The sequence below is a fragment of the Heyndrickxia camelliae genome (assembly GCF_002844575.1).
GTDB classification, from domain to species: Bacteria; Bacillota; Bacilli; order Bacillales; family Bacillaceae_C; genus Margalitia; species Margalitia camelliae.
Map to the genome: position 1 here is coordinate 39,672 of NZ_PIQO01000020.1, position 17,953 is coordinate 57,624.

The window sequence follows — 17,953 nt, forward strand, 5'->3', positions numbered from 1 at the left end:
ATTAGTTACTTTATCGATTTTATAATCCCACAACAGGAGTAGGACATCAAATGATATTCTTCAACCGGTACCTTCCTTTCCTTTGCTAACAATAAGATATGGGATACATTCTTATCCATTTTATCACGAACAAGAATTTTCCACGGTACTCTTCTTAACAATACTCGCGTTGTTTCTCCTACTCCAGGTTTTATCAGATTCTTATCCTTTATTTTCAACATTTTTTGAATAGACTGCACTTCTCTTAACCCCGACCAATTTGGTTCATCCATTTTAAAAGATACTGTATTTCCTAATATTGACTCAAATTGTGCGGAAATTTCATCTATAAAATAATTGGATACATCATGGGGCGAAAGTTCCTGATAAAATTTTGCACCATGAAAATCTTTGCTGCTTAAGAGGTCCCGATTCATGACAGTTCTACTTATTAAACCTGACACAGTTGCATTTAAACAAGCATTCGGAATCAGAAAATCTTCTCTCGTTCCATAAATATCAGCACATTGCCCTGGATCCGCTAAGACTGCTATAGAGTTAGAAATATTTGTTTGGTTTGTTTGATTAATGGTTTGTAGGGACTGATCTAGCTCTAGTTTAATTGCTCCCTTTCCTGTCCAGCCATCAATAAATTGAAATTCATAATCGGGGTAATGCTTCCTAAGATAGTTGATTGCATTTTCATCAATACCTCTCCCTCTAATTATGGAAACACTATAGTGTGGCAGTGAGATTTGGTATTTTGCTAAAATATATCTTTTCACCAATATACCAATAGGTGTTCCAGCTCTCGCCAAGGAAACTAAAAGTGTTTTCTTTCCTTTTTGCCTGATAATCTCCTCTGCTATTACTTGTACCGCTTCTGCAATTTTTAATTTATTTGAATGTAAGGATGAAAAAAAGAGATTCGTATATTCTTTAGATGGTTCATTTTCGATTGGGAGCATTTCCGAATAGTGCTTGCCGGACTGAATCTGTTCTTCTTTATCCATCGTTGAAGTTTCGTGCAACATATCACTGATATCTTTAAGCAAAAAAATAACGTCTTTATTTGAATAAGATCCAAAAGATTTAGTATGTACCGTTTTCACGAACAACTTCACCCTTTCCATTGCTTAATGTTACAACAAAAACATACGGAAAAAGTGCGGCAAGTTGTTGCAAGAGAGGTGCTCTCTCACTCTCACCAAGCTCTCTTTCAAAAAAGACAAATACATCTTGATACATTTCTGGCTCAATTTGATAAAAATAATTTTGTACAGAACAATCCTCAGGACAAGGAAATGTATATTTACTCTGTATTAAATAATCGTTGTTACGAGATACATATATCGGACTTCTCGTTGTTGACTGGAAATAGACCTGATCACCCATCAGTGAGGCAATTTTCATCGGTAAGTACATCAGCTCCCCGGTACCAAGACAGAGAGTTTTTCCTCCTGAACGAAGTGAGACAAGCTTGCGGGCGATAGTGCCTACACACTGATTAATCTCTTCCGTCTCCGAACTATCCAATCCAAAACGGCCCGTCTGCCATAAATAATTCGTATTGGAAGAATGATGGTAATAAGGCGAAATTCTTATCATTAAATCGGATAAATCAACAGAAATAATTTTTCCCATTGTTTTTTTTATATGAATATTGGATTCTTCCATATTCATCATGACGTTAGAACTATCTACTTCTATTTCGCCCTTTATGAGTGATACTACATTTATCTCGATTCCCAACTTTTTCTCCATTTGACGGAATTGTTGAATACTTTCTTCCGCGCGCCAATCTAATAAAGTAAGAATGGTATAGCTTTTACGGGGGAATTTGCCGTGTATCGCATGAATAATGTTCAAAACAGTATTTCCTGTCGTAAGCTCATCATCAATAAAAACAATCGGATTCTGGTTTTGTACATGGCAAGGGTCTATATAACAATAATGTGAAGTCGCATGAGAATGTTCCTCTTCAAACTGGATCATGGTTTCTTTATTATCCATTTTTTCTCTAGTTGTATGGAAGAAATAGGCATTTTGGAAGTTTTCAAATACACCATGACCTAACGCTGTAGCAGTTTCCGCAAATCCAATAAATATCGTTTTTTGCGAAAGTTGAAATGGTTTAACCTCATATAAAATACGTTTTGAATGGACAGACTGCATAAAGAAATCCCTTTTCTTCATAAGTTGTTCATCCTCATTATGTAAAACTTCCATAACATATTTACTGGCTAACAAGGAACTGGCCAGTATTGGTGTTATTGGATTGACAGGAAGATGTTTACCAAGAACTTTGCTTACAAATAAAAAGGATCTCTTCTTATTAATTCTGGCAGCCATTTTGAATAAAACAGCAGGAGGAATATTCAAATCATTACCCGTTATTTTTATATTGACCGTTAAATTATCTAGTATTTTATAAGTGCACTCGTTCACTGAATTCAAGGAGTTGGATAAAACTTTGCTGCTCATGTAGCACCCCGTATACTTTAGATTTCAATAAAGTTTTTCTCGCCCACTGATAATGCGGTTTAACTTCATTCATTTTGTTGTGAAAGTTACTTGTAATGACACCATTGTGTGAATGAATATGATCCATGATAGAAATAGAATCCATATATTCTTCATATGTAACTGCATTTAAAGCATGAACTAGACGAATATGAGAGGGATGGATAATGGTTTTACCAACAATACCGTTGCTTTTATCAAGAATAATTTCACGAATAAATGCTTGATCGTACTGGTTAGCGGTAGGCAAGACACCATCTAAATTATTTCTGACTGAAGGTTTTACCATTTGCCCAGGTAATTGAAAATATTCCCAAACTGGACCTGATATAATATATTCGTGATCCATCCTTCCAAAAATATTCAATATATCTGCAATGCAGTCTCTAATTATAGCTATATCGTAAATTGGAGTTTCGCTATCTCTTCTAATCCCAAAAAGACCCGAAAAATCTGTTGCCCCAATCCGAATATTTAGTACAATTTCAGCATAATGATCGAGTAATTTCTTAATAGATAGTAATGTATCCATTCTGGTTTCTTTATAAATTACCTCTTTTGATTCCAATATTGGCAATGCATAAAGGGATAAGCAATATGTATTATTAATGGACTGAATTTGTTCCAGGTACTCTTTTCCGATATGAGCATCAAACTTTGGTAGAACAAAACCGCTTAATAGAGTAGATGCAGCCCCAAGATCGTTGATGAGCTTTTCAATTTGTTTTGGTTCTCTCACACGTATAAAAATAAGTGGAAGATGCCCTTGAGAAAACTTCCTGCTGTTTACGGCATTGTAAAGCGTTTGCAATTGAATAACGCTATTGATTTCAGCCTCCACAACCTCATGGTCGCTTATAGAATCCTCTAAACAAATAACCATGGAAGTAAGTCCTGCATACTTTCCATAAAGAAATTTACCACCAAGGATATCATTAGAAATTTGTGTTCTAGTACCAGGCATATAAAGGGTTCCTCCAAGCGCATAAGCCAATACTTCCTTTGGAGACTCTTTTGTCCAACTTTCCGGAGAGATATAAAAAGTTGATTTTAACTGTTCGTCTGTAAGAAATGGAAAATGTCTCATGAATAACTCTCCCGTTCTAATAGAATCCTTAAATGGTAATAGAAAAGTGCAAGCGCCTTGTTTATCGGAATACGGGTCAGTGAAATTAGCTTTTGAAATTTCACCTTTGGAGTCTTCGACTGGATAAAGGAAACACAGTGAGGTAGTTCACAAGTGATACTGACTTATCGTAGGGAGGAGACGTAGAAATCCGTTAGCCGATAGACGCTACTAAACATAAAATCATCTTGTGGATTAATTTTAAGGATAAAATACTTATGGATTTTATTCTATTATTTTAAAAAGGGATAAAATTTCTTTTATCCCTTTCTAGTAATTTGAAGATATCCTCAAAATTATGTTACTGCCTTATTTATTTATTTTCTCCTTTTGTTGGCTTTTTCTTAAGTGCATGCACAACAAATGTAGCAAGGAAAATAACAGCCAGAATACTGAAGAAAACAATCTCACCTACATCAAAACCAAATGCAGCAGCAATCATTTTGATACCAATAATGGCGATTAATACAAAGGCGGTAGTCTCAAATTCAGGGAATTTCTCAATTAATTTTAGGAATAATTGAGCGACACCACGCATCATAAGTACTCCTAAGATTCCACCAAGGAATAATACCCATACTTTGTTAGATAAACCAAAAGCAGCAATTACACTATCAATACTGAAGGTGATATCCATCAATTCAACTAAAAGCACTGTCTTCCAAAAACCGTAACCTTTGTTTTTGACTTCGCCATCTTCCTCTTCTTTCTTGAGGAGGTTTTTCAACGATAACCATAATAGGTATAAACCACCAACAACCTTGATCCAAGTGATTTTAATTAGGAATACACCTATTCCAATGGCAATAAATCTGAATAGATAAGCTCCTAAGATTCCATAAAACAATGCTTTCTTTTGCTGTTTCTTAGGCAAGTGCTTTACCATAACAGCAAGCACCAATGCATTATCTGCAGATAATAAACCTTCTAAAATAATTAAACTGAAAATAACTCCCCAGCTTGCTGGATTTGAGAGTTCAGATGTTATTGCATGTAGTGAAAAGAACTCTCCATAATTGTGGAATAAGTCATGAAAAAATTGTGCCATTTATTTATAATACTCCTCCGAAATACTTCCCTTATTTAAAATATAAAACTATCAAACTGTAAGTCCATAATTACGGCATAACGCAGCTAAACCGCCAGAAAATCCACTGCCTATTGCATTGAACTTCCATTCCCCTTGATGTTTATAAAGTTCACAAACCACAACAGCCGTTTCAACAGAGAAATCTTCCCCTAAATCAAAGCGGAGGATTTCTTGATTGTCTTCCGGATTTACGACTCTGACAAAGGCATTGGAAACTTGTCCAAAATTTTGGTTACGTGCTTCCGCCTCATGTATCGTAACGGTTATCCCTATCCTTTCAATATGTGGTGACAGTTTTGGGAAATTGATAATAATTTGCTCATCATCCCCGTCACCCTCACCTGTACGGTTATCACCAGTATGTTCAACACCGCCATCAGGACTTTTCAGATTATTATAGAATACAAAATCAAGATCATTAATTACTTTTCCATTTGCATCCGCTAGAAATGCAGAGGCATCAAGATCAAAATCATGACCTCCATTATACTTGTTTGTGTCCCAGCCTAGTCCGATGATTGCTTTCGTAAGTCCTGGATTCGTTTTTGTTAAATCAATTCTTTGTCCTTTAGAAAGAACGATTCCCATGATCTCACCTCAAATAATTAATTATTGAACGTCTAAGCCAAAATCTCTAACAAGGGCTGCCAATCCGCCTTGATACCCGCTGCCAATAGCATTAAATTTCCATTCGCCATTATGACGGTATAATTCCCCAACTACAACAGCTGTTTCAATAGAGAAATCTTCGCCTAAATCGTAACGGATTAATTCTTCACCATTCGCCTCATTTACGATTCTTACAAACGAATTGGAAACTTGTCCAAAATTTTGGTTACGTGCTTCGGCCTCATGAATCGTAATCGTAAAAGCAATCTTTTGAATATTTTCTGGTACTTGAGCAAGATTAACGGAAACCGTTTCATCGTCCCCATCTCCCGCTCCAGTACGATTATCACCATTGTGAACTACCGATCCGTTACCGCCTTTTAAATTATTGAAAAAGATAAAGTCAGCTTCTGATGAACATTTTCCTTCAGCATTTAATAAGAATACAGAGGAATCTAAATCAAAATCATTGCCTCCATCATATTTGTTAACGTCCCAGCCTAATCCAACAATAATATTTTGCAACCCTGGATTTGTTTTTGTTAAATCTACTTTCTGACCTTTTGATAAGCTAATTGCCATGTTACAACTTCCTCTCTAAAAAATTTGAGCTATCTCATTAGGAAAAATGTTAAACAAGCTTATTTGCTATTTCTCCAATCGAAGTATCCTTTGTTCCTTGTCCAATTGCGTTAAACTTCCATTCGCCATCATGACGATATATTTCCCCTGGAATAAGCGCTGTTAATCCACTATAGTTTTCGGATAAGTTAAAATGTGCTAGTTCAACATTTGTCATATTATCCACAATTCGAATAAATGCATTTTCAATCATTCCAAAATCTTGTTTTCTTTGAACAGGCTGATAAATATTAACAACAAACTGAAGACGATGAATTCTGGAAGGAACTTTATGTAAATCTATGAAAATTTGCTCATCATCACCATCGCCATCACCAGTAAGATTATCTCCTGTATGACGAACACTCCCACACTGACTAGTTAAATTCCCAAAATAGATAACATCATGCTTACTTTCTAGCTTTCCAGCCTCATTTAACATTATAACAGAGGCATCACAATCAATGTTGGGTGTTTTTGTTCCAAACAATCCTTTTTTCTTCACTGGATCCCATCCAAGACCAATTAACAATGAGCTTAATCCTGCATTACCTTTTGTTAAATCAATTTTTTGACCTTTTGCTAAAGAAATAGCCAATAAAATCACTCCCTATGTATGTTTCTCGACAATATTCTATTAATATTTTACTTTATTCATAGACAATTTCCAATAAAAAATACGTTAATTGAATTATTTGTCATCTAGTAATAGTGAATAATTGATTCCCTATTTTTATACGATTGTCATGAAAAAAAGTTTCAGCTTTTTTTCATGACCCTTACACAGCCCTAAAAATTAATGCCGAATTATGACCACCAAATCCAAGTGCATTGCTGAGAACCGTTCTTACATTCTTTTTTCTAGCTAGATTAGGAACGTAATCCAAATCACACTCTGGATCTGGATTTTCTAAATGAATAGTAGGTGGAATAATTCCATCGCGAATCGTCAATAAAGAAAATATAGCTTCAACCGCAGCTGTTGCCCCCATCATATGACCAGTCATCGATTTGGTAGAACTTATCGGAATTTGATACGCAGCCTCTCCAAATAATTTTTTTATTGCTGCTGTTTCCGATTTATCGTTATTTTTGGTGCTTGTTCCATGTGCATTAATATAATCAATTTCCTCTTTTTCTATTTTTGCGTCTTTTAATGCCATCCTCATTACTTCGATGCTCCCCTTTCCTTCGGGAGCTGGACTTGTGATATGATAGGCGTCGCTATTAGTGGCGTATCCGATTATTTCTCCGTAAATTTCAGCATTTCGCCTAATTGCTGAATCAAGAGTTTCTAACAGAAGGGCACCTGCCCCCTCTCCCATAACTAAACCATCCCTATTTACATCAAAAGGTCTACATGCGGATTGAGGATTTGGATTGGTAGATATAGCCCCCATGGCACAAAAAGCTCCAATACCTAGTGGTGTTATAGATGCCTCAGCTCCGCCAACGACCATCATTTCTGCATCTCCTCTTTGAATCGCCCTATATCCATCGCCGATTGCGTTGGAACTTGAGGCACAAGAAAGAACTATACAATTATTATAACCTTTTGCACCTAGTGCAATTGCAACTTGACTCGATGCCATATTGCAAATCACCATCGTTGTTGAAAAAGGGTATACATTTTGATAACCACCATTTATTAGGTTTTGATAAGTCTCCTCAAAGCTTTCAATTCCTCCGATGGCTGTGCCAAAGCATACACCTATCCTCTCTGGTAAGACGTCCTTTCCTATTGTTACGTCCGCATCCTTTACCGCCATCATAGCAGAAGCAATTGCATATTGAGTAAACCGATCCATTCGATGTCTTTCATTAACTTTTATATAATTAGATAAATCAAAATCTTTCACTTCAGCTGCCGTTTTTGCTGAAAAGTTAGTTGCATCAAATCTTGTTAAATAATCAATACCTGACTCACCATTGATAACAGATTTCCAAATCTCATCTACATGATTTCCCAGAGGCGTAATTGCTCCTAATCCTGTTATAACAACCCTTTTCATTTTTTCCCCTCCAATATATATGATGATATAACCTTATTTCGACATATTATTTAAAAAACCTCCAATATTTACTAAATGACTTCATAAAAAAATCCAAATTGGTATCACAGCCAATTTGGAATAATTTCAATAAATTACTTAATTCTAGTGTCCTCCAAGGTAAGCACTTTTCACCTGGTCACTTTCATTCAATTCGTCCGGCGTACCAGAAAGTACTACACGCCCTGTTTCGATTACATAAGCACGATTGGCAATAGATAACGCCATATTAGCATTTTGTTCCACCAATAAAATAGTTGTGCCAGTTTGGCTAATTTCCTCTATGATTCGAAAAATCGTCTTAACCAGTAACGGAGCCAATCCCATAGAGGGTTCGTCTAATAAAAGCAGTCGTGGTTTTGCCATCAGCGCTCGGCCCATTGCAAGCATCTGCTGCTCACCGCCGGATAATGTCCCTGCGGACTGTTTCTTGCGCTCATAGAGCCTTGGAAATAATTGAAATACCTTTTCAAGGTCTTCACGTATACCAATTTTATCTTTCCTTAAGAAAGCTCCCAGTTCCAAATTCTCTATTACACTCATATTAGCAAATATCCGTCTTCCTTCTGGAACGTGGGAAATACCTTGCTTCACAATTGTTTGGGCAGCCTTGCCGCTTATCGACTTTCCTTCATATAAAACTTCCCCCGTTTTAGGCTTTAACAATCCGGAGATAGTTTTCAATAGAGTACTTTTTCCAGCTCCGTTCGCCCCAATTAAGGTGACGATCTCTCCCTGATTAATTTCCAATGATACTCCTTTTAGTGCTTGTATATTCCCATAATAAACATTAATATTTTCCACTTTTAGCATTATGAGACCTCCTCGCCTAAATATGCTTCAATAACCTTAGGATTGTTTCTAATTTCAGACGGAGATCCCTCTGCAATAAGCTGGCCGTGATCAAGTACATAAATTCTTTCACAAACTCCCATAACCAATTGCATATCGTGCTCAATCAATAATACAGTTAAATGGAATCTTTCACGAATAAAGCTGATTAAATTCATAAGCTCTTCGGTTTCATTCGGATTCATCCCTGCTGCAGGCTCATCCAATAATAATAACTTGGGCTGAGTAGCAAGAGCCCGTGCAATTTCTAATCTTCTTTGCTGCCCATATGGCAAGTTCTTTGCCTTTTCATATAAATATCCATCAAGATTAAATATTTTCAAAAAATCTATTGCCATTTCTTCCATTTCCCTTTCACCATTAAAATGGGAAGGAAGTCGAAAAATCGAACTAATAATACCATGTTTTGAATTTGAGTGGTAAGCAACCTTAACATTATCCAGCACTGATAATTCATTAAACAGGCGGATATTTTGAAAGGTACGACTGATACCTTTACGTGTAATTTTATATGGCGGAAGTCCGTTTAATCTCTTACCATCCAGAAAAATATTTCCTTCCGTTGGAACATATACACCTGTAAGAAGATTAAAAAAAGTTGTTTTACCTGCACCATTTGGTCCAATGAGACCAACTAATTCCCCTTTACTAATCTCTACATTAGTATTGGATACAGCTTTTAAACCACCAAATTGTATTCCTACGTTTTCAACTTTAAGCAACTGTTTGTTTTCCATCATGTTTCCCCCCATCTGATGACTTTCCTTTTTTGAAAAAGGAGGTAATCTCTTTTGTACCTAATAATCCTTGCGGGCGGAAGATCATCATTAATATTAGAACAAGAGAGTAGATAATCATTCGAGTTTCTGGGTAATCTTGAAGGAATGTAGAAACAATACTTAATAGAATTGCTGCAATCACCGATCCTGAAAGGCTTCCTAAACCACCTAATACAACAAAAATTAATATATCAAAGGATTTCATAAAACCAAATGACCCAGGCGATATAATGTAAAAGTTATGGGAATATAGTCCTCCTGCAACCCCAGCAAAAAAAGCGCCAATGACAAATGCCATTACTTTATAGTAAGTGGTGTTAATCCCCATTGCATCTGCTGCTATTTCATTTTCACGAATAGATATACAGGCTCTGCCATGAGTAGAGTTAGTAAAATTAACAATAACTAGAATCGTAATAACCATACACCAAAATGCCCATGGCCAAGTAGTTAGATTATCTACCAACATTCCACTGGCACCGCCAACATAATTAATATTTAACAAAGTAATGCGAACGATTTCTCCAAATCCAAGGGTAGCAATCGCTAGGTAATCACCTTTTAATCGTAAGCTTGGGATACCAATAATTAATCCTGCAACTGCAGCAGCAATACCACCTACCAATAAGGAAAGTGCAAATGGTAATTGCAATTTCATGGTAATAATTGCTGCAGAGTATGCCCCGATTGCAAGGAAACCTGCATGTCCTATGGAAAATTGCCCCGTTATTCCAATAACTAAGTGTAGACTTACTGCCAAAATAATATTAATAACAATAACCATTAGCGTATTAATATAAAAATCATTCATGAACTGTCCAGAGATTAAAAACTGGACAATGGCAAAGACGATTATCGCTGCAAAGATATATATGTAAAAACTTTTGAATTGCTTTCTTTTTTGCATGTAGTCGTCTCCTTTCTATACTTTTTCCTTCATATTTTTTCCAAACAGTCCTGATGGACGGAAAATTAAGATAAGAATTAGGACAACGAACGCAACTCCATCTCGCCATAAAGAAAATCCTAATGCACTAACAATTGATTCGATAACCCCAAGTAAAATACCGCCTACCATTGCTCCTGGAATGATGCCAATGCCACCAAGAACTGCAGCAACAAATGCCTTAATCCCCGGAATCATTCCCATTAAGGGCTCAATCTTAATGTAATAAATACCAAAAATAACACCTGCAGCACCCGCCAAAGCAGAACCTATGGCGAAAGTGGCCGAGATTGTTCGATCTACATTAATTCCCATTAATTTGGCCGCTTCTGCATCATGGGAAACTGCACGCATTGCCTTTCCTGTCTTTGTTTTATGAACAATAAATTGAAGAATAATCATAAGTACAATAGATGTAACTAGAATTAATATGGATTGGCTGCTAATACTTACACCAAATATGTCAAATGTTTTATTGGGTAAAACATTCCTTGGATAAGCATCAGGCTGCGCTCCGCGAATATATACCATTCCGTATTCGATAAATAAAGAAACACCTATTGCCGTTATAAGAGCGGCAATTCTAGTTGCATTCCGCAATGGTTTATAGGCAATACGTTCTATTAACATTCCAAAAATTGCACATACAAGCATCGATAAAAGCAATGCCGGAAAAAAACCTAAATGTAAATAAGTAATAGAATAAAAACCAATAAATGAACCGACCATGAAAACATCGCCATGGGCAAAATTAATTAATTTCACAATTCCATACACCATCGTATAGCCGAGCGCGATTAGTGCATATATACTTCCGAGAGATATACCATTTACTAATTGTTGTATGAATTCCATTTACGCACTCTCCTTGTATATCATTTTCCTGTCTTAAAACTTTAATAGGGGGACAAGTCCCCCTGCTAAGTGGTATTTTTTTAAGGATTAATTTTCGCTTTAAATTGTTGTTTACCATCCACGTACTCTAGAATAACAGCCGATTTTACCGGGTTATGTTTATCGTCAAATGTAAATGTTCCTGTTACTAGCTGTAAATCCTTGGTTTCTTCAAGAGCTTTTTTAATCTTTACTGGGTCACTGCTGCCTGCACGTTTAATTGCATCTGCAATCAAATAAAGAGAGTCGTATCCAAGAGCATTAAATCCATCTGGTTCTTGACCATATTTATCTTTGTATGCTTTTACGAAATCTTGAACCTTTTGATCCTCTGTATTTCCTGAAGAATAGTGGTTTGTGATAAAGGTATTATTAAGGGCATCTGCACCGGCAATCTCCACTAATTTAGGTGAATCCCATCCGTCACCGCCCATAATAGGTACCTTAATACCTAAATCACGGGCTTGTTTCACAATGAGACCTACTTCTTCATAGTAGCCAGGTACGAAAATTACATCAGGATTTTTTGCTTTAATGTTTGTCAGCTGCGCTCTAAAATCTGTATCTTTCGCTAAATATGCTTCCTCTTTTACGATCTTTCCACCATTTTTGGTGAAGGTATCCTTGAAGTTGCTCGCAAGTCCTTTTGCGTAATCACTTGAACTGTCAATAAAGATTGCTGCATTCTTCACTTTTAAATTGTTGCTAGCGAAGTTGGCAGATACAATCCCCTGAAACGGATCAATGAAACAAGTTCTAAATACAAATTCATTCAATTTCCCCTTATCATAAGTAATATTTGACGCTGTACCAGATGTTGTAATAAGAGGAACTTTTTTATCATCTACAATTTTTACTTGTGCGAGTGTATCTCCGCTCGTTGCTGCACCAATAATAGCAGACACCTTATCCTGACTAATTAATTTTAGTGCAGCACTAGTTGCTTCCTGTGCATCTGATTTATTATCGACTTTTACAATTTTCAATTTCTTGCCATCGATGCCTTTTTTATTGATTTCTTCCAATGCCAATGCAATTCCCTTATCAGCTGATGAACCGTAAGAAGCAACGGCACCAGACAATTCTAGGTTTTCACCAATGACTATTGTTTTGCTGTCCTTCCCTGAACCTCCAGTTGATGCAGTTCCACAGCCTGCTATGACACCTGTCGACAGCAATAATGACATCATGATTCCCATAATCTTTTTGTTTTTCATCTTCTGCCCCCACTTTTGAGATTTTTTGTTAGATGATTTTACTGAGGAATTAGACCCAGTGAAATATCATTTATTTAGGATTATTCCTACAACAAATAATATTCTGAAAACATTGTACAAAATTATTTAATTCTCGTCTATACTATATAGGAAAATAGTTCGAAAAATACTAAATTTAATGAAATCATTTAATAATCACATATATTCTCTTTTTAAGTTCTTTCATTCTATTTTTGACCATAAAAAAAGTAATGCCCTTATAGCATTACTTTCGTTGTTACTAGATATCATTTTCACGATAGCCCGTGTTCGCTTTAACAGAGACTTCTGCAAAACGTTTAACATCCTGTTTTTTCGACGCGACTGTGCCGATATACGCCCCAATAAACCCGAGAGGTACAGAAATTATTGCTGGATTTGTTAAATCAATAAGCGGTTTACCTATAAAAATAGCTGCACCTTCTACTGGTGAAAATACATTTGGACTTATAATTACAAGAATAAGAGAAGACAGTAAACCACAAAGCATTCCCGTAACTGCCCCCGCTGTATTAAATTTCTTCCAATAGATTGTAAAGATTATAACTGGTAAGTTCGCACTAGCAGCTACACAGAATGCAAGGGATACCAGAAAGGCAACATTCATTTTTTGCGCAATGAGTGCAAGTAGAATCGAAAGAATCGCTACACCTACGGAAGCATATCTTGCGGCTTTCATTTGTTGCTTTTCTGTTACATTTCCTTTCTTAATAATTTGGCCATAAATATCATGGGCAAATGCAGATGCACCTGATAAAACCAGTCCTGCAACAACTGCAAGTATGGTTGCAAATGCAACTGCAGATACAAACGACATTAGGAAATCCCCTCCAAGTGCACCTGCCAACAGTGGAGCAGCCATATTTCCAGCTGCGTTTGCTTCTTTAATTTTATCAAATCCCACAAATGCCGCTGCACCAAACCCTAAGAAAATCGTTAAAACATAGAAAATGCCAATAACCCATGTAGCAGTTACAACCGAGCTTCTTGCTATTTTTGCATTTTTAACTGTAAAGAACCTCATCAATATATGTGGAAGCCCTGCTGTTCCGAGTACTAGTGCTAACATAAGAGATAATGTATCCAATGGCATTTTATATTTAACCCCAGGATTTAAATAATCTGAACCAAGTGGCGTAATCGTTTTCATTTCATGAAACATATTTACGATATTAAAATTAAATTTATACAATACTAGGAAGGAAATAACGAGTGTACCAATCATCAACAAAACTGCCTTGACAATTTGTACCCAGCTTGTTGCCGTCATTCCACCAAATAATACATAGATGGTCATCATGACTCCGACTATTAAAACAGCAGCCCAATAATCAAGGCCAAATAATAATTGGATAAGAGCTCCAGCACCGACCAATTGAGCAATCATATAAAAAATTACTATCGTTATCGTACTTAAAGCAGCGACTGCTCTAACCTTTTTTGCATCAAACCTCGAATTTATCATATCCGCAAGCGTATATTTACCAAGATTTCTTAATGGTTCTGCAACTATAAATAATACAACAAGATAAGCGATTAGAAATCCGATACTGTAGAAAAATCCATCAAAGCCATTTAAGGCAATCATTCCTGCAATCCCTAAAAAAGATGCAGCAGATAAATAGTCCCCAGCTATAGCAAATCCGTTTTGCCAACCGTTCAGACCACCGCCAGCGGTATAAAATTCATCGGCGGTTTTTGTTTTCTTAGCAGCATAATAGGTAATGACTAAAGTAAGTGCTACAATGATGAGGAATAAAGTAATGACCATTCCACTCATGCTCCAACTTCCCCTTTATTTATATTTTCGGATATTACTTCATCCGCAAGCCTATCAAATGTTGCAGCTTTTCTAACATACATAGTACATAATACCCAAGTCATGATAAATTGTAAAAATGCAAATACCCATGCCCAAGAGATTTCGCCAAAAGCTTTCTTGTTTAGAATAGTAGTGTAGGAGGTTAGTATTGGTAGTGCAAAGTAGAAGACTAAGAAGAAAATACTGCCAGAGATAATAAACTTTTTCTTGGTTGAAACAAGTTCTTTGAATTTACTGGATGAGGCTATTGATTCATAATCGATATGCTTGCGACCTTTTTGTTGGGTTTGTTTCCCTTTTTCCATTTCTTCACTTCCCTTTCTTTATTTTTCATACTTTCTAAATAATAGTAAGTTTAGGAGATGATATTTGTCAATATTATTTTAATATTTAAAATTTATGATATTTTCAGTTTTAGTATTATGATTATATAGTAAGGAAAATGCAATTTATCAACCAGAATAGGAGGAATACATGTATGAAAAAATACTCACTGGATTTTGCTAAAGCATTAGATGCAAAAGATGATTTAGCAAAATATAGAAAGGAGTTCTACCTTCCCGAAAATATGACTTATCTAGATGGAAATTCTTTAGGAATCCTTTCTAGACGTGCTGAAAGTTCACTTTTACAAGTCTTGGATTCTTGGAAGCAATTTGGAATAGATGGATGGACGAAAGGAAAATATCCTTGGTTTTATCTTTCAGAAAAACTCGGTGACGTAACCGCTCCGCTTGTAGGAGCTTTATCGGATGAAATTATTGTAACCGGTTCCACGACTGTTAATCTTCATCAACTAGTCGCAACCTTTTATCAACCAAAAGGAAATAAAACAAAAATATTAGCGGACGAATTAAATTTCCCATCCGATATTTATGCATTGCAGAGCCAAATCAAGCATAAAGGATATAATCCAGATACTCATTTAATTAGAGTAAAAAGTAAGGATGGGCGAACACTTCAAGAGGACGATATTATTGCTGCCATGACAGAAGATATCAGCTTAGTAGTATTGCCTGCCGTTCTGTATCGAAGCGGACAAATACTGGATATCAAGCGTTTGACCGCAGCTGCACGTGAACGAAATATTTATATTGGATTTGACTTATGCCATTCCATTGGTGCCATTCCACATTCACTACATGATTGGAATGTTGACTTCGCTTTTTGGTGCAATTACAAATACTTAAATGCCGGTCCAGGTAGTGTTGGTGGTTTATTTGTTCACCAACATCATTTCGGAAAAGCTCCTGGTCTTGCCGGCTGGTTTAGCTCCAAAAAAGAAGTCCAATTTGATATGGAACATGTATTAACTCCTGCCGATAATGCTGGTGCATATCAAATTGGAACCCCACATGTACTAAGCATAGCACCATTAATAGGATCACTAGAATTATTTTCGGAAGTAGGCATCTTAAAAATAAGAGAAAAATCCATTAAACTCACAAATTATATGCTTGACCTTATAAAGGACGAACTATTGGAATACGGATTTGTAATTGCTAATCCCTTAGAAGAAACAAAACGCGGAGGTCATATTTATCTCGAACATCAGGAAGCTGCAAGCATTTGCAAGGCGCTAAAGGCAAATGGGGTTATTCCCGATTTCAGAGCACCAAATGGAATTAGACTTGCTCCTATTGCTTTTTACAATTCCTTTAAAGATGTATTCCATGCAATTTCCATCCTAAAAGAAATTATGATTCAGAAAACATATAAAGAATATGAAAATACTAGAGAAATAATTGCTTAGGAAGGAGAACATGTCATGACGTGGATTGATATTTCACAACCTTTAACCAATGATATTGCTGTTTGGCCAGGTGATACCCCCTTTTCCTATGAGGTTGCAGTTACTAAGGAAGAAAGCGGTTCAGTCAATATAGGAAAAGTCACGATGAGCGTCCATACAGGTACACATATAGATGCACCTTATCATTTTGATACAGAAGGTCGGAAAGTGAAGGATTTAGATATTAATACTTATGTTGGAATTGCTAGGATTATTGATGTATCTCCTTTTGATACTATCGGTGCAAAAGAGCTTGAAAAATTTGATTTAGAGGGAATAAGCAGATTATTATTTAAAACAAAATCAACTGCCAACCCGAACATTTTTCCTGATAGTATACCTATTTTACTTCCTAGTCTAGGTCCATATTTAAAGCAAAAGGGAATAAAACTGTTAGGAGTGGATATCCCTTCAGTAGATGCCTTAGATAGTAAAGATTTAGAAACCCATCACACACTTTTTGAAAATGGGGTTCATATTTTGGAGAATGTTGTTTTATCACATGTATCACCAGGGGATTACCATTTAATTTCTTTACCGTTATTAATAGAAGAAGCCGATGGCAGTCCTGTTCGAGCAATAATAAAACCTGTTTCTACAAAATAACATAGGAGGTGAAAATATGTCAGATAAGAAATCGACAGAGGGCATCTATACAGATTTTACAAATAAAATGACGTACGGGGAATATTTAGAGCTTGATCGCCTGCTTACAAGTCAAAACAGATTATCCAATCATCATGATGAAATGCTTTTCATTATTATTCATCAAGTAAGTGAATTATGGATGAAATTAATCTTACATGAACTTAGAGCAGCAATTCGTTCCATTCAAACGGATAAACTGGCAACAGCCTTTAAAATGCTTGCACGTGTTTCCAAAATACAATCACAAATTATTCAGGCCTGGGATGTTTTATCAACTTTAACCCCTTCAGAATATATGGAATTCCGTGCTAAATTAGGTCAAGCCTCTGGTTTTCAATCCTATCAATATAGGATGATTGAGTTTGCATTAGGTTATAAGACAAAACATATATTAGCAATCTATAAAAAAGATCCTGTCTTGCATCAAAGACTAGCAGAAGCATTTCAATCCCCAAGTATATATGATGCTGCAATTCTAGCATTAAATAAGCACGGATTCCATATTGATCAACAGCTAATAGAACGGGACTACTCTGTACCGTATGAAACGAACCCTACTGTTGAAGCAGCTTGGTTAGAGGTATACAAAAATGTTGATCAATATTGGGATCTATATCAATTAGCAGAAAAACTTGTAGACATTGAAGACTGGCTGCAACAATGGAGATTTCGTCATATGAAAACCGTAGAGCGAATTATTGGTCACAAACCTGGTACGGGTGGCTCAGCGGGGGTAAGCTATTTAAAAAAAGTTTTAGACCATCGTTTTTTCCCTGAACTTTGGGATATACGGACGAAGTTGTAGATTTATCACTTGTACAGTCATTTTAAAAAACTAGGTATATACCCATAGTTTGTCACATATTCACTCCTAATTCATATGATGGTTTAACTAAAGATACTTTTCGTCATTTTATATCTATGTTTCCTAGATTAAGTAATGGAAAGGTCGAAAAGTGCTGGCT

The 17,953-nt window shown here is 36.0% G+C and carries 18 protein-coding genes; 3 read left to right on the forward strand and 15 right to left on the reverse strand.

Going from position 1 to position 17,953, the window contains the following annotated elements; translation table 11 throughout:
• Positions 1 to 5: 5 nt before the first annotated feature.
• From CWO92_RS19980 to CWO92_RS20050, 15 genes are all read right to left on the reverse strand, one after another.
• Positions 6 to 1,112: a cysteine protease StiP family protein gene (locus CWO92_RS19980; protein WP_101355973.1), complete on the reverse strand. Its 1,107-nt coding sequence runs from the start codon at positions 1,110 to 1,112 to the stop codon at positions 6 to 8.
• On the reverse strand, positions 1,072 to 2,463 hold the full coding sequence (locus CWO92_RS19985) for a phosphoribosyltransferase family protein (protein WP_101355974.1): 1,392 nt from the start codon (positions 2,461 to 2,463) through the stop codon (positions 1,072 to 1,074). The genes CWO92_RS19980 and CWO92_RS19985 overlap by 41 nt, the downstream gene beginning before the upstream one ends.
• On the reverse strand, positions 2,408 to 3,589 hold the full coding sequence (locus CWO92_RS19990) for an HpcH/HpaI aldolase/citrate lyase family protein (protein WP_101355975.1): 1,182 nt from the start codon (positions 3,587 to 3,589) through the stop codon (positions 2,408 to 2,410). Before CWO92_RS19990 ends, CWO92_RS19985 begins: the two co-directional genes overlap by 56 nt.
• 352 nt (positions 3,590 to 3,941) lie before the next feature.
• Positions 3,942 to 4,676: a DUF475 domain-containing protein gene (locus tag CWO92_RS19995; protein ID WP_101355976.1), complete on the reverse strand. Its 735-nt coding sequence runs from the start codon at positions 4,674 to 4,676 to the stop codon at positions 3,942 to 3,944.
• A 51-nt stretch (positions 4,677 to 4,727) separates the two neighbouring features.
• Complete coding sequence (locus CWO92_RS20000; protein ID WP_101355977.1) at positions 4,728 to 5,306, reverse strand: TerD family protein; 579 nt, start codon at positions 5,304 to 5,306, stop codon at positions 4,728 to 4,730.
• Positions 5,307 to 5,327: 21 nt separating this feature from the next.
• A complete protein-coding gene (locus CWO92_RS20005; protein ID WP_101355978.1) occupies positions 5,328 to 5,909 on the reverse strand; it encodes a TerD family protein in 582 nt (193 codons plus the stop codon).
• 49 nt (positions 5,910 to 5,958) lie between these two features.
• On the reverse strand, positions 5,959 to 6,546 hold the full coding sequence (locus tag CWO92_RS20010; RefSeq protein ID WP_101355979.1) for a TerD family protein: 588 nt from the start codon (positions 6,544 to 6,546) through the stop codon (positions 5,959 to 5,961).
• A gap of 181 nt (positions 6,547 to 6,727) precedes the next feature.
• The gene (gene fabF, locus CWO92_RS20015) at positions 6,728 to 7,960 is read right to left on the reverse strand and encodes a beta-ketoacyl-ACP synthase II (RefSeq protein ID WP_101355980.1); all 1,233 of its coding nucleotides are present in this window, start codon (positions 7,958 to 7,960) and stop codon (positions 6,728 to 6,730) included.
• Positions 7,961 to 8,104: 144 nt separating this feature from the next.
• A complete protein-coding gene (locus tag CWO92_RS20020; RefSeq protein ID WP_101355981.1) occupies positions 8,105 to 8,812 on the reverse strand; it encodes an ABC transporter ATP-binding protein in 708 nt (235 codons plus the stop codon).
• Entirely contained in the window at positions 8,812 to 9,591 is a 780-nt protein-coding gene (locus CWO92_RS20025) for an ABC transporter ATP-binding protein (protein ID WP_437177566.1), read from the reverse strand. Before CWO92_RS20025 ends, CWO92_RS20020 begins: the two co-directional genes overlap by 1 nt.
• Entirely contained in the window at positions 9,566 to 10,537 is a 972-nt protein-coding gene (locus tag CWO92_RS20030) for a branched-chain amino acid ABC transporter permease (RefSeq protein ID WP_101355983.1), read from the reverse strand. The genes CWO92_RS20025 and CWO92_RS20030 overlap by 26 nt, the downstream gene beginning before the upstream one ends.
• 15 nt (positions 10,538 to 10,552) lie before the next feature.
• A complete protein-coding gene (locus tag CWO92_RS20035; RefSeq protein ID WP_101355984.1) occupies positions 10,553 to 11,431 on the reverse strand; it encodes a branched-chain amino acid ABC transporter permease in 879 nt (292 codons plus the stop codon).
• 80 nt (positions 11,432 to 11,511) lie between these two features.
• Complete coding sequence (locus CWO92_RS20040; protein WP_101355985.1) at positions 11,512 to 12,687, reverse strand: ABC transporter substrate-binding protein; 1,176 nt, start codon at positions 12,685 to 12,687, stop codon at positions 11,512 to 11,514.
• Positions 12,688 to 12,967: 280 nt separating this feature from the next.
• On the reverse strand, positions 12,968 to 14,506 hold the full coding sequence (locus CWO92_RS20045) for a solute symporter family protein (protein WP_101355986.1): 1,539 nt from the start codon (positions 14,504 to 14,506) through the stop codon (positions 12,968 to 12,970).
• The gene (locus CWO92_RS20050) at positions 14,503 to 14,853 is read right to left on the reverse strand and encodes a DUF485 domain-containing protein (protein ID WP_101355987.1); all 351 of its coding nucleotides are present in this window, start codon (positions 14,851 to 14,853) and stop codon (positions 14,503 to 14,505) included. The genes CWO92_RS20045 and CWO92_RS20050 overlap by 4 nt, the downstream gene beginning before the upstream one ends.
• A 173-nt stretch (positions 14,854 to 15,026) precedes the next feature.
• Here CWO92_RS20050 and kynU point away from each other — a divergent pair, with 173 nt between their 5' ends.
• From kynU to kynA, 3 genes are read left to right on the forward strand one after another with little or no spacing between them, the layout of a single operon-like run.
• Positions 15,027 to 16,301: a kynureninase gene (kynU, locus tag CWO92_RS20055; protein WP_101355988.1), complete on the forward strand. Its 1,275-nt coding sequence runs from the start codon at positions 15,027 to 15,029 to the stop codon at positions 16,299 to 16,301.
• Positions 16,302 to 16,316: 15 nt separating this feature from the next.
• Positions 16,317 to 16,946 carry an arylformamidase gene (kynB, locus tag CWO92_RS20060; RefSeq protein ID WP_101355989.1) on the forward strand — a complete coding sequence of 210 codons (630 nt, stop codon included), beginning with the start codon at positions 16,317 to 16,319 and terminating at the stop codon, positions 16,944 to 16,946.
• Positions 16,947 to 16,962: 16 nt separating this feature from the next.
• Positions 16,963 to 17,793 (forward strand): tryptophan 2,3-dioxygenase, encoded by an 831-nt coding sequence (kynA, locus tag CWO92_RS20065; RefSeq protein WP_101355990.1) that lies wholly within the window; start codon positions 16,963 to 16,965, stop codon positions 17,791 to 17,793.
• The last annotated feature ends 160 nt before the right edge of the window (positions 17,794 to 17,953 follow it).

What these genes read in the sequence shown, in the direction of transcription:
- CWO92_RS19980 (WP_101355973.1), bottom strand. Translation starts at nt 1,112, where the DNA reads ATGGAAAGGGTGAAGTTGTTCGTGAAAACGGTACATACTAAATCTTTT.
- CWO92_RS19985 (WP_101355974.1), bottom strand. Translation starts at nt 2,463, where the DNA reads ATGAGCAGCAAAGTTTTATCCAACTCCTTGAATTCAGTGAACGAGTGC.
- CWO92_RS19990 (WP_101355975.1), bottom strand. Translation starts at nt 3,589, where the DNA reads ATGAGACATTTTCCATTTCTTACAGACGAACAGTTAAAATCAACTTTT.
- CWO92_RS19995 (WP_101355976.1), bottom strand. Translation starts at nt 4,676, where the DNA reads ATGGCACAATTTTTTCATGACTTATTCCACAATTATGGAGAGTTCTTT.
- CWO92_RS20000 (WP_101355977.1), bottom strand. Translation starts at nt 5,306, where the DNA reads ATGGGAATCGTTCTTTCTAAAGGACAAAGAATTGATTTAACAAAAACG.
- CWO92_RS20005 (WP_101355978.1), bottom strand. Translation starts at nt 5,909, where the DNA reads ATGGCAATTAGCTTATCAAAAGGTCAGAAAGTAGATTTAACAAAAACA.
- fabF (WP_101355980.1), bottom strand. Translation starts at nt 7,960, where the DNA reads ATGAAAAGGGTTGTTATAACAGGATTAGGAGCAATTACGCCTCTGGGA.
- CWO92_RS20020 (WP_101355981.1), bottom strand. Translation starts at nt 8,812, where the DNA reads ATGCTAAAAGTGGAAAATATTAATGTTTATTATGGGAATATACAAGCA.
- CWO92_RS20025 (WP_437177566.1), bottom strand. Translation starts at nt 9,591, where the DNA reads ATGATGGAAAACAAACAGTTGCTTAAAGTTGAAAACGTAGGAATACAA.
- CWO92_RS20030 (WP_101355983.1), bottom strand. Translation starts at nt 10,537, where the DNA reads ATGCAAAAAAGAAAGCAATTCAAAAGTTTTTACATATATATCTTTGCA.
- CWO92_RS20035 (WP_101355984.1), bottom strand. Translation starts at nt 11,431, where the DNA reads ATGGAATTCATACAACAATTAGTAAATGGTATATCTCTCGGAAGTATA.
- CWO92_RS20040 (WP_101355985.1), bottom strand. Translation starts at nt 12,687, where the DNA reads ATGAAAAACAAAAAGATTATGGGAATCATGATGTCATTATTGCTGTCG.
- CWO92_RS20045 (WP_101355986.1), bottom strand. Translation starts at nt 14,506, where the DNA reads ATGAGTGGAATGGTCATTACTTTATTCCTCATCATTGTAGCACTTACT.
- CWO92_RS20050 (WP_101355987.1), bottom strand. Translation starts at nt 14,853, where the DNA reads ATGGAAAAAGGGAAACAAACCCAACAAAAAGGTCGCAAGCATATCGAT.
- kynU (WP_101355988.1), top strand. Translation starts at nt 15,027, where the DNA reads ATGAAAAAATACTCACTGGATTTTGCTAAAGCATTAGATGCAAAAGAT.
- kynB (WP_101355989.1), top strand. Translation starts at nt 16,317, where the DNA reads ATGACGTGGATTGATATTTCACAACCTTTAACCAATGATATTGCTGTT.
- kynA (WP_101355990.1), top strand. Translation starts at nt 16,963, where the DNA reads ATGTCAGATAAGAAATCGACAGAGGGCATCTATACAGATTTTACAAAT.